Consider the following 11781-nt stretch of genomic DNA (forward strand, 5'->3'; position numbering starts at 1 on the left):
ATTTTGAAATAATTTTCGATAATCCCGATTTTTCACGGTTATTTGTTCCTTTCAGCCATGACACGCTCCACATCTGAGCGCAAAAGCAGGTTTTTCACACCCACCTTTATCTTTTCGATGTGCTTCACCTTGACGATATGGCAGATGTTGGCTGACGAAAGACCATAGATTTGCTGCACCTGCTCAACGGTATAGTAGCGTTCATCGTTCACAAGGTCAGTTCTGCGGAGTTCGTTCAAATGTGATTTGGAGTAATAGGTACGCCCGTACTCTCTTTTAGTGGGTATCTTATGGCGATAGGTGTAGGCACGGAGTGCGGTCGGCTTCATGCCGAACAGTTCCTCCACCTCCTCGGTCAGTAGCCAGTCGGTAATTTCGCTAATATCAACTGCCACACCGAAAAACTCGTCAATATGCTTCTTGCTGTAATAGTTCTTTCCTGCGATACGGCAGATGGGGATATGGTTACGCTTGGCGGAAGTGTAAAGCCATGACTGCTTTACCTTAAAAAGGGACATCACCTCCTCGCCCGAATAGAAGTCCAACACTTCTTCGCTTTCCTTTTCCCTTTTTTCTCTTTTGGCAGGTAAGGAAGATGAAGATGATTTCCTTGGTGTGGAGGTGTTGCCGGGCAGGATGCGGTGATAGGGATTGCCCTCCAACATCTGCTCGATGTCGGCTCTGCGGATGAATGCCATGCGGTTGCTGATGCGTGAGGCTTTCAGCTTGCCGATGGCTACAAGTTTGTAAATGTACTGTCGGGAACAGCCCATGAGGATGGCTGCTTTGGAAAAGGTGAGATACTCCTGATGCTGTATCTCCATCAAGGGTTGGGCGACTTTGAAGAGGTTGTTCTTCTGCATCACTCTGGCTCGTTTGGCTTCTGCCTGACAAGCCTCACTGCAATATCTTTGCATACCGCTTCGGGTTACAAAGGACTTGCCGCAAAAACTGCATTTTCTGGTTGCTTTCATACCGTTTTATCGTTTAATGGTTCATTTCTTCAATCCTATATCTCTGAAATGGTAAACGGATGTGAACGGAAGTCAACCATTGTCGCTTTTCTACACAGTGTGACTGTTTCCGCATATCGGGGCGGTTATTGTCGCTTGTCGTAAACGGTTGTAAACCCTTGTCAACTGTCTGCACGGTGTGACAAAAAACAAGCCCCGCAAATTCTCCACGTCAGAAATACGTCTCAAAAATATGTGGAAATTTGGGAAGCGACAAATGGCAACCGAAAAGTGTTAAATTTTAGAATATGCTGGTAATTAAAGATTTACACTCGGATATTTCTGATTAGTTTTGGTTGTTCTATGGTTATAAATACAGAGACGGAAAGCTTGAAGACCGATGCGTTTGGTTCCCTCGCTGATTGTCACCTTGGATAGATTTCGGCAGTAGTTAAAAGCATTGTCTCCTATGTTAATCAAGCTACTAGGTAACTCTATGGAGGTTAGCTTGCCACAGTAGCTAAAGGCCGTACTACCTAGTTCCTGTACCCCAGAGCCAAACTGTATCTTAGCGAGTCCGCCACACTTGTAAAAAGCCATAAAGCCGACTCGCTTCAAGCTGTTAGGAAAAGCTATCTCAGTAAGCTTTGAACAACTCTTAAACGCCTCATCATCAATCTCTACGACCCCTTCGTGAAAGGTGACAGCCGTTATCTTTTGATTCCCTTGGAAAACCTTCTTGCCGACTTTCGTAACCGACTGTGGGATCTCTATGCGCCCCGTCGCATTGGGCCAAGCAGTGAGCACACCCTGCTCGATCGTTTGAGCTGAGAGTAGCCCACTACAGATAGCACTCAAGAAAGTGAAGAGGGATATAATACAAACAGATCTCCTCCTGCTAACCAATCCACTAGATAGGTCATTAAGTGGACGTAGTCTTGTGTCGTATTCCATATTTGTGTAGTGATGTTTGTTAACAACGCAAATACACAAATTTATCCTTACGACAAGGTACGTTTAATCTTTGCTCCGGTTTTGCAAAACAACTGAGTAGTCTTGTGTAGTGACGCACGGCTAGTATATAAGAGACCGTTTGTTGTATTACGGCAAGACGCTTTTTTGATGTCAAGGGAGGGGACTATATCTATTAACAAGTACACATCCTATCACTAGGCGCTGGCTAGACCTTCCTACAGCGTCTTACTTGTTTATACAGTTCAGATTATCCCGATCTTGAGTCTCTACGACTCTTCAGATGAAAAGGGCCTTCTTCCGAAGATACCCCGATTAGCTCATTGTTCATACAGCGTTAGCTCTATGTTAATCAAGGCTAATGCATTTATAAGGTAGGATGAGTCATCTACATATCTATGAAGAAATCAAAAGGTGAAAGAAATTGAGCAACTCCTCCGTGGAAATCTTTGATTATCCAAGGAGGAAACGGGACATTCTTCGGAACTTTGATTTCGTTCTTCCGAAGTTTCATTTCATTCTTCCGAAGTTTCATTTCGTCCCTCGGTGGAGAAATTTCGTTTGCTCCCTAGCGATTCTTGATTTCCTCGGGAGGAGTGGGTATCAGCAGAGATGCAGGAGTGGGTATAAAGAGAGTATATAGCGCTGTGTAGCTAGAACTTTCGCCAAGCTAGCTTGGCGAAAGTTCTATAGTCTAATCAGTTAAGCAGTAACTGTGTTTGAGCTTCGTTTGTAACAAGGTCCTCTATGAGTAGTACGTAAGAGCCTTGTGTAGGTAGGTAGATAATCATAGGATCATCCTCAACCTGCTCACTCTGGCGACATGTGCCATCTGAGCTGTATAGCGATACACGTAGAGGATGCCCACTAGCAGCGGGATACAGTGTCACTCTCTCCTGTTGCTGAGCGATACGCAGTTGCAGAGGCTCTATATCTAATACTCCTCTCCACGAGCCATCTCCAAGGACAAAGGGCTTCCAGTTATGCGCCACAGCGATATCCGTAGTGCTAGAGAGGGCCTCTGTATCTTTTTTCGTGCCGTTGTAGAGGTTGACTTTAGCACTAGGCTCTTCTAGCTCGGGGAGGGCGTCATAAATCTTGTCTAGCTGCTCCGCAGACATACCGTTACCTACCACTCCAAGCATCCTTAATTGGGGCGTGTGCTGTAGGTCTATAGTATGGATCTGATTATTTCCTAGATTGAGTACTTTCAGCTTTGGACAGCTGGATAGGTCAATCTTTGTAAGTTGGTTTTTACCAAGGTCTAAAGATTGGAGTCCGTCTAGTCCTTTGAGAGAGAGGTCAACGAGAGCATTCTCAGGCAGGGCTAGGGTTGTAATACTAGACTTTGCAGGGAAGGTAATTTGCGAGATTTGGTTGCCTTTAAGCTTGACACTTTCTAGTTTCTCACAAGAAGAGAGATCTATTGCAGTCAGTTGGTTGCCCTCAGCCCATAGGTTTTTCAGTTCTTTTTGAGCTGATAGATCCAACTTGCTCAGAGAGCACTTTGAAAGGCCCAGGTCTGTAAGCTGACTGTTTTTAGAGAGCGTCACCGCAGTTAGCCCAGCGTTACCCGTTAGCATAAGATAAGTGAGCTTTGGCATCGAGGCAAGGAAGGCGAAGTCCTTCAAGTGAGTATTCATTGCCATAAGTTGCTTTATCCCTGGAGCATTGATAGCGAGTGATGTTAGCGGGTTGTCGCTACAATTCAAGTCCTTTAGTCCTGTGTAGGAAGATAGATCAAGAGACTCTATTTTGTTCTTATGGCACCAAAACTCCTCAAGAGGCACATTGCCTTGGGGTAGCTTCAGCTCGGATATGCTACACTCATTGATTAGAAGATTGGTAAGGTTCTGATTCTGCGTTAGATCTAGACTAGTAATCCTAGCCATACGAGTACAGTCGAGATACTTCAGCTTCTTGCATGACGAGACGTTTAAGTCGGATAGATAATTCCCCGAACATACAAGACGCTCCAACTCTGTACAGGCACTTACATCTAGCTCTTTGAGCATGTTTCCAAAGACTTCTAGATTGCCCAAAGCTTTGCTTGCAGACAGATCTAGCGTCCCGATATGATTATAGGCTGCTTGTAGCACCCATAGATTAGGACACTTTGTAACATCCAGCTCAATAAGCTTACTAGCCATACAGTTGAGCTTAGCGATATCGCCCGTTATGGTGATTGTTTGCTTCGTCGCAGGGCCTTTGCATTCCATCTCGCCCTTGCCTATGGTATAATCTTTTTTGTTGCCATCCCCCCAGTCGATAGTTACAGTACTATTGTCACTATGCGTAGCAAGAGATAGGCTCATCTCTCCCCCAGCCTGGACAGACTTCATCGTGATAGTCTGTCCGAAGAGGAGAGGTGTGTAAGTCAGAAGCATTGCTGTGATAGCAATGCGGGATAGCTTGTAAATGTAGTGCATAGGTTATTTACTTGTTGATGATATACTTCAGATGTAGGGTCTCGCCATGGGTATTGCGAAGAGAAACGATATAGCATCCTGCAGGAAGGCCTAACTCGGGCGCAAGCGAGACGCCGTCTAGAGTATATAGGTCTACGATCGCCCACTCTGGCGAATCGGAGCATATCCTACCCTCCGAGTCTAGTCCAAGCTGAGGTGCTGGTGATAGAATGGAGCCTACGCTCAGTATAGAAACATGGGTCTTGTCTAGAGGTATGGAGTAACTCTCTAACACAGAGCGAGCATAGACACGAGGATCCTCACTGCTGTGAACGATAGCTACGAGACGATACTTATTGGGCTCGTAGCCTTGGATCTCTAGAGGCTCGGTCTGGTGTTTGAAAGAGCGAGTATCGCCCACTTCTAAGGGGAACCCTTCCACTGGAGATAGTAGCTGTACAAGCTTGCCATAAGTCGCACCCTTAGCTATTTGTCCCATTTCGTCTGAGTAAGCTTCAGGAAGAGTGTTGTTTTCTATCAAGTAGTAAGTCAGTCTCAGTGGGTGTGAGAGATCTACGTTAGGATTGATACGTCCAGCAGTGACGATCTGAAACTTGTGAGTCTTAGGATCTAGCTCTACTCGGGGAGTCTCCATACGACATAGTGCTGGGTAGTTGTAACTTCTAGAGAAGAGGTACTGATATATGTCTTCGACTTCGCCGATACGTAGAGTGGGCGTATAGATAGAGAGGTCGGCTAGTTGCTTATAATTATTGATTGTACCATAAGGTGTCAGTAGATCCCGATCGTAAGTGAAGAGAGGAAGTGAGTCTACTCGAAAAGTCTCTGCTTGAGTCTTCATATCGGGAACCGATGGAACAAAGCCTCCCTCCTTCATTTGGCCTGTGATGGTGACTAGGCAGAAGCGCTCTCGAGAGAACTTATTGCTTTTGCGAGTGTTATGAATAATCGTCGAAAGCGCATTGATTAGATTGGTATACTTGGCTTGCCCTTTTTCATCTGCAGGATCATAGTATAGCTCTATGATATGCTCGTTAAAGCGAAAGTCATCAACTAATTCGTAGACTCTTAAAGGCTTATGCGTCGTCGGCATATGATCCACTGCGACTCCATTGACCTTGCTAGGACGTAGATGAAGCAGGTGGGTGTAAGTATCTTCGGGGGCTTCGAGTAGTATTGTCCCTTGACCATCAGGAGTCTCTTTGCCTGGCAAGAGCTGTACCTTATTGAGGCTGACAGTGCGTCTTGTCTCTTCATCGTCGTACCAGTACTCCATTTCGATGGAGTTTACGATCTCACTTGAGTTGTTGGTAAAGTAAGCTTGATAGATTGCAGCTCGCTTGTCTTTGTTTTCCTTTGAGAATGGGACGTAATTAGGACCATAGATGTCATCAAAAGAGACTTGAGCATATGGATTCTTGGGAGCGATGGCAGCAATCGTCTTAAACTTCCAAGCCTTTACCTTACTATCCTTATAGCTCTGCAAGAGTTCTGCTGGCACACACAGTGTTATCTCCTCCATTCGCTTACTCTCTACAAAGTAACTACCGCCTACCTTAGGCATTTGTGACCCTGGGAGAGTGATTGTCTGTAGTGCAGCACACTTGTAGAGAGCCTTATTGGCAATAGATTGTAGCGTGCTGGGTAGCGTCAGAGACTTAAGGCTCTTGTACTGAGCGAGAGCCGCTGTTAGCTCATTGGCAGGATAGTCCACATAGTTAATCTCATCTGAATACTCGTCAATAGAGGTCTCAGATAAATCAAGACTCTCTAGGCTTCGGCAACTGGCTCTCAGTGCCATTAGGTCTAGGTGGTTGATATGCCCCTTGACAATTAGCTCTTTCGCATCACTATGCTGGGCGAAGAGCGATTCGCCTGTTCCAGGCTCAGTTACTTCTACTGTAGGTGTTTGAGCGATAGCTGATAGTGACATCAAGCACATCAACATAAGCCCAAAGATAGCGGGTAGTTTATATTTCATAGATTGGTAGTTTTGGTAAGTTTCTCTTTTTGTCGCAGAGCGAATTTGTTTCGGTAGTGCAAGTTAATAAAATCTTTCTAATTAAGACTGTTGGGCTTTAGAATTTGCTTCGTAACTGGTCAAGGAGAGTAGTAGCCTTTGGAGGGCTAGGCGATCGAGCTTGCCGTTGTCATTATGTGGCAAGTGCGACACGAGACGGATCTCTTTGGGGCGGTGGTAAGGTGGTAAGAGCTGTTGGCAGGCTTCAGTCAGAGTTTCTGCAAAGCCTTCGGAGAGGCTGTCACCTTCTAGTACGAGTACCAGCTTTTGCCCTAGAGCTGCATCAGCTATCCAGCTGATGGCGAGCGGTCTATCTAGGACTTTGGCAAGCTTTCGCTCGATTGGCTCGGGGCTTACCTTGATTCCGCCACTATTGATGATGTTGTCGGCTCGCCCTACGATGGTAAAGCCACCATCGGGGTGTAACTCGACGAGGTCATGGGTCGTGAGACTCGGACCTTCGGGGTAAAGCAGGCGATCCTCAATGATGAGTTCGCCTTCGGCACCTTGGGTGAGATGCACCCCCTCAAGGGGATAGAAGAGAGACGAGGCGTGAGAACCGTTGAGCCGTCTCAGGGCGACGTGCGAGATGGTCTCGGTCATTCCATAAGTGGCGAAAGCTGTCACGGGTAATGCGCTGAGCTGCGCCTCCACGGTGGGGTGGATGGCTCCGCCCCCGATGATCAGTTGCTCAGCCCGACTGAGTAGTTCACGCTCCGCTGGCACCTCCAGGGTGTGGTGTAGCTGTAGGGGAACGAGGGAGACGAATTGCGGAGCCACACTGAGCGTCGCTAGCGGGTGGCTGGAGGGTTGCACCACGATTAGCTCGGCTCCTGCGAGTAAGGCACGCACCACCATCATCTTAGCGCCTATGTAGCGAAGGTCCATGGCGAGGAGGAGACGCTCGCCCGCTTGGATCTGGAAGTAGCGGTTGCTCCTGAGTCCGCTACGTCGCATGGCAAGCTTCGTCAGCTGAAGCCGTTTGGGCGTACCAGTTGAGCCAGAGGTTTGGACGGTCACACCCTCCTCTTCGCTCCACCACTCCCTGAGGAAGGTGAGCAGTGGTGCTAGCACCTCTCTCCGCTCGGGTGCTAGCCCTCGGGAGAACGGCTCTAAGCTCTCCGCATCGACTCGTGCGCTGTCTATATATAGGTGCTCGGACATATTGGCTGTTAGCTGTTGGCTAGAGATGCTAGTGCTCCTAGTGACACTAGAAAGGCTAGTGTCTTTAACTTCAGTGCTGACGCATTTTTGGGATGAGCTCATCTATGCTACTCTCAAGGAAATCACAAGATTCCTCCGTGGAGATCTTTGATTATCCAGCGAAGAACGAAAAAATTCCTCCGAAGTTTGATTTCTTTCTTCCGAACTTTCATTTCATTCTTCCGAACTTTTATTTCGGCTCTCCGTGGGGATTTTTTGTTTGCTCCTTGAAGAATCTCTATTTCCTCGGGAGAGAAGTCCCTAGAAGAGCAGATTATAATGCATTAACCCTGCCTCTAATCTCTGAAAAACATCTGATCGCCTACGAGTCGTAACGTGGAGGGCGTATTGTTGAGATAGAGAGCGCCTGTGCCAAGCCCTTGCGGACGGACTATCGGGTACTGGCTGACCCACTGAGCGATGGTGCTAAGCCCCACGTTTGACTCCAGCGCTGAGGTTGCCCACCAGCCGATGCCTCGCTCCTCGGCGAGTTCAATCCACTCATCGACCCCGCTATGGAGCGACGGCTTGAGGATGATGTAGTGCGGCTTGCCCTCGTCTAGTAGTTGCGCCTTGCGCTCTCGGCTGTGGATCCCGATGAGCTCCTCGTCGAGCGCTATGGGGAGTGGCGACGCTGCCGTGAGCTTGGCCAGCTCGTCCCACTGATCGCTCGCTGGAATCGGCTGCTCGATGGAGTGTAGGTGAAAGTCGCTCAGCCTTTTCAGCCGCTCCAGAGCCACCTCTGGGGCAAACGCTCCATTGGCGTCCACCCTTAGCTCCATCTCCTCAGGCGAGAAGTGCTGTCGCACGTAGCGGAGTAACTCTAGCTCTTCGGAAAAGTCTATTCCGCCGATCTTAAGCTTCAAGCATCGGAAACCTTGCGTCAACTTAGCTTTGATCTGCTCGTACATATAGGCTTTGTCGCCCATCCAGATCAACCCATTGATCGGAATACCCAGCTCGCCACGCGTGAAAGGGGTATCGCAAAAGGGCTTTACCGACCCCTCCTCACTACTGTGACCAGCAGCGATGAAGCTATTGATCGCCGTGGCTAAGCCAAAAGCGATAGAAGGATAGGGGCGTAGCGAAGCCACATCAAACTGATCAGGAGTCTGCGCCATCTGACCCGCCAGCTGCTCCAGTACCCCCTGATAGTTGGGCAGATCATCGCAACTGAGCTGAGTCATCGGGGCGCACTCGCCACAGCCCACATGACCTGCCTGCTCTAGGCTCTGGAGACGTAGGTAGTAGACCTGCTTCGTCTCGTACTCGCCACGGGAGGTCTTGGCTGGGCGACGGAAGTGCAGGGTGTACGGCTCCACGCTCATGGTCACCCGCTCAGCTATCTGTGGCAATAGCGCAGGGAGGTAAAGGATGCTCTCTTGTGGTGACATCGGTCGCTAGGGAAACTTGGGGTACTGTTCAAAGTTGGGCTTGCGCTTCTCCAGGAAAGCGTTCTTACCCTCCTGCGCTTCGTCCGTGAGGTAGTAGAGGAGCGTCGCATCGCCCGCCAGCTCTTGGATACCCGCCTGACCGTCCAGCTCAGCATTGAGTCCCGCCTTGATCATGCGGAGGGCGAGCGGACTTAGCAGCATCATCTCCTCTGCCCACTGCACGTACTCATCTTCCAGCTGGTCGAGAGGCACCACTTTGTTGACCAGCCCCATGTCGAGAGCCTCCTGAGCGGAGTATTGGCGACAGAGGAACCATATCTCACGCGCCTTCTTTTGTCCCACGACACGAGCCAGATAGGAGGAGCCAAAGCCCGCATCGAAGCTACCCACACGGGGCCCCGTCTGCCCGAAGATAGCATTCTCCGAAGCGATCGAGAGGTCGCACACCACGTGGAGGACATGTCCGCCACCGATGGCGTAACCATTGACCGCAGCGATGACTGGCTTGGGGATACTGCGGATCTGCTTCTGCACGTCTAGGACACTCAGGCGAGGCACGCCGTCCTTGCCAATGTAGCCACCCCGCCCCTTGACGTTTTGATCTCCGCCAGAGCAAAACGCCTTGTCGCCAGCGCCCGTCAGGACCACCACGTTGATGCTCTGATCCTCACGGCAGATGCGCAGAGCGTCGCTCATCTCGGCCGTCGTGGTCGGCGTAAAGGCGTTGCGGTAACGCTCACGATTGATCGTGATACGAGCGATACCGTTGTAGTAGTCAAAGAGGATATCTTCATACGCTTTGAGGGGCTGCCACACCCTTTGGTTCTTTTCACTCATAACTCTTCTCTTGGTTGTAATTGCTTGAAATAGGTCTGTAGTTCGGCGATCTCATCCTCTGAGGTGACGAAAGCCTCAAGGAGGCGAGGACGCTCGGCAGGACCGACGAAGTGAGCCATCGTCTCCTCCAGCTCGCTTGCCTCGTGCACCGACAGGTACTCCCAGCCACAGCTTTCCACCCAGCCCTGCGCTCGTAGCTGATGCTCGGCAGTGATGTAGCGTTGCGACAGTGGGTCCATCTCTAAGGTCGGCAGGCTCTGGAAGATGCTCCCTCGCTGGTTGTTGAGCAGGAGCACCCGCACATTGCTCCCCACCTCGGGGAGCCACAGCGCATTGAGATCGTAGAAGAAGCTCAGGTCTCCGATGACGATGAAGTGGCGCTCCTCGGCTCTCTGGCGGGCAAAGCCTAAGGCGGTTGAGAGCGAGCCCTCTATGCCACTGGTGCCTCGATTGCAAAGCGTGAGAAGCCGGCGAGGCTTGCGGAAAAGCTCCGCATAGCGCACCGACGAACTGTTCGCAAGGTGTAGCACACAAGGCTCTTCGGGCAGATGACTCAGAAGGTTTCCCACCACGGCCAGAGAACTGTAGCGTGGCGTCGGTGACGGCAGTCGGTCAATTCGCTCTCGCCACTGAAGGGCATAGGGAGAGCTAGCGTGACCAGCCAAGCCTTGCGCCAGCGTCTCAAGGAATGGCTCCACAGGAGCGTTGATCTGATCGGTGAGACTGCAAAAGAGATCCACCACACTGGGATCAGGCGACAGGTGCCACGTCTCCTGTGGCGGATAGTTGCGCAGGTACTGCTTCATCTTGTTGGAGACGATATGCCCTCCGAGGGTGATCAGCAGGTCGGGCTGTAGGGCTCGTCGATCCCCTTCGCTGAGTGACGCTAGAAGTGCATCGAGCGAACAGATCGTCACGGACCTGTTGGAGAGCGACTCGCCGATGCAGAGGAACTGCTCCCGCAAGCTTTGCGGAAAGACCGCCCCTGCGCTAGTCGTAGCCGTCCAACTCTCCTGTCCGACCAATATCATCTTACGCTCGAACGTGGCTAGCCTCGCTAGCAACGGCTTGACCGCCTGCGCATCCACCCCACACGGACAGAGTTGCTTGATGTGGCGTCCTGGCTGCATTCCGATGGGTCGACTATTGCTTGGCTCTGCTGGAGTTGGCGGGAGCAAAGATACGCTCGGGTCGCTGATCGGGACATTGATCTGTACGGGTCCAGGGAGCGGAACCAGTGCTGCGAGGAGCGCTTCGTTGATCAGACGATTGCAGTACCACCGTTCCTCCTCGGTGTGTGGCTCGGGGAGCTGTACCGCTTTGCGCACCAGTGAGCCGAAGAGTCCTGACTGAGGAAGCGTTTGCCCCGCCCACTGCCCGATCCATCGCTCGGGTCTATCGGCCGATAGGACAACCAGCGGGACACCCTGATAGTAAGCCTCAGCGACTGCTGGGTGAAGGTTTGCCACCGCCGTGCCAGAGGTGCAGCAGACCACGACCGTCCTATGCGTGGCGAGAGCCAAGCCAAGGGCGTAGAAGCCTGCGCTGCGCTCATCGATGATCGAGTGACAGGTCGCCCCCGAGAGGTAGTGGCTGAGCGCATGCACGAGTGGTGCGTTGCGACTACCTGGGCAGAGCACCACGTCACGCACGCCGTGTGCTTGAAGCAGAGCGATTAGTTCGCTGATCACAGGATTGTCCATCGGTATCATTGCGCTCCTCCCTCTTTTACCTTATAAGACTATGTATTGCCGAGAGCTTGTGCAGGACCTCCTGCCACTCGCTCTCAAGGCTTGATCCACGCACGATGCCGCCTCCCGCATAGAGCCGTAGCAACTGCTCAGGGAGCAACTGCAGACAGCGTATCTGGACAAAGAGGTCAACACACCGATCAGGCTCGTACCACCCCAGAAAGCCGGCATAGTAAGAGCGCTCTGCAGACTCCTCCTCGAGGATCAGACGCTGCGCCACTC

The 11781-nt window shown here is 50.8% G+C and carries 9 protein-coding genes; all 9 read right to left on the bottom strand.

Annotation, left to right across the window (positions count from 1 at the left end):
- Positions 1-38 precede the first annotated feature (38 nt).
- Positions 39-974 carry a transposon Tn4555 protein TnpA gene (tnpA, locus tag Q0X57_RS05145; RefSeq protein ID WP_004292844.1) on the bottom strand — a complete coding sequence of 312 codons (936 nt, stop codon included), beginning with the start codon at positions 972-974 and terminating at the stop codon, positions 39-41.
- A 297-nt stretch (positions 975-1271) separates the two neighbouring features.
- Positions 1272-1907, bottom strand: coding sequence for a leucine-rich repeat domain-containing protein (locus tag Q0X57_RS05150; protein WP_297728608.1), 636 nt, complete (start codon positions 1905-1907; stop codon positions 1272-1274).
- Between the two features lie 716 nt (positions 1908-2623).
- Complete coding sequence (locus Q0X57_RS05155) at positions 2624-4354, bottom strand: leucine-rich repeat domain-containing protein (protein WP_297728611.1); 1731 nt, start codon at positions 4352-4354, stop codon at positions 2624-2626.
- A gap of 7 nt (positions 4355-4361) precedes the next feature.
- On the bottom strand, positions 4362-6335 hold the full coding sequence (locus Q0X57_RS05160; protein ID WP_297728614.1) for a leucine-rich repeat protein: 1974 nt from the start codon (positions 6333-6335) through the stop codon (positions 4362-4364).
- Between the two features lie 81 nt (positions 6336-6416).
- Positions 6417-7538 (bottom strand): AMP-binding protein, encoded by a 1122-nt coding sequence (locus tag Q0X57_RS05165; RefSeq protein WP_297728616.1) that lies wholly within the window; start codon positions 7536-7538, stop codon positions 6417-6419.
- Positions 7539-7873: 335 nt separating this feature from the next.
- On the bottom strand, positions 7874-8971 hold the full coding sequence (locus Q0X57_RS05170; protein WP_297728618.1) for an o-succinylbenzoate synthase: 1098 nt from the start codon (positions 8969-8971) through the stop codon (positions 7874-7876).
- Positions 8972-8977: 6 nt separating this feature from the next.
- On the bottom strand, positions 8978-9808 hold the full coding sequence (gene menB, locus Q0X57_RS05175) for a 1,4-dihydroxy-2-naphthoyl-CoA synthase (RefSeq protein ID WP_297728620.1): 831 nt from the start codon (positions 9806-9808) through the stop codon (positions 8978-8980).
- Entirely contained in the window at positions 9805-11520 is a 1716-nt protein-coding gene (menD, locus tag Q0X57_RS05180; protein WP_297728622.1) for a 2-succinyl-5-enolpyruvyl-6-hydroxy-3-cyclohexene-1-carboxylic-acid synthase, read from the bottom strand. Before menD ends, menB begins: the two co-directional genes overlap by 4 nt.
- Positions 11521-11536: 16 nt before the next feature.
- A partial coding sequence (locus Q0X57_RS05185) for a chorismate-binding protein (RefSeq protein ID WP_297728624.1) occupies positions 11537-11781 on the bottom strand: 245 nt, incomplete at its 5' end.

Source organism: uncultured Porphyromonas sp., assembly GCF_947254915.1.
Lineage (GTDB): Bacteria > Bacteroidota > Bacteroidia > Bacteroidales > Porphyromonadaceae > Porphyromonas.

Coding starts and splice junctions, on each gene's coding strand:
- tnpA (WP_004292844.1), bottom strand. CDS start 974: ATGAAAGCAACCAGAAAATGCAGTTTTTGCGGCAAGTCCTTTGTAACC.
- Q0X57_RS05150 (WP_297728608.1), bottom strand. CDS start 1,907: ATGGAATACGACACAAGACTACGTCCACTTAATGACCTATCTAGTGGA.
- Q0X57_RS05155 (WP_297728611.1), bottom strand. CDS start 4,354: ATGCACTACATTTACAAGCTATCCCGCATTGCTATCACAGCAATGCTT.
- Q0X57_RS05160 (WP_297728614.1), bottom strand. CDS start 6,335: ATGAAATATAAACTACCCGCTATCTTTGGGCTTATGTTGATGTGCTTG.
- Q0X57_RS05165 (WP_297728616.1), bottom strand. CDS start 7,538: ATGTCCGAGCACCTATATATAGACAGCGCACGAGTCGATGCGGAGAGC.
- Q0X57_RS05170 (WP_297728618.1), bottom strand. CDS start 8,971: ATGTCACCACAAGAGAGCATCCTTTACCTCCCTGCGCTATTGCCACAG.
- menB (WP_297728620.1), bottom strand. CDS start 9,808: ATGAGTGAAAAGAACCAAAGGGTGTGGCAGCCCCTCAAAGCGTATGAA.
- menD (WP_297728622.1), bottom strand. CDS start 11,520: ATGATACCGATGGACAATCCTGTGATCAGCGAACTAATCGCTCTGCTT.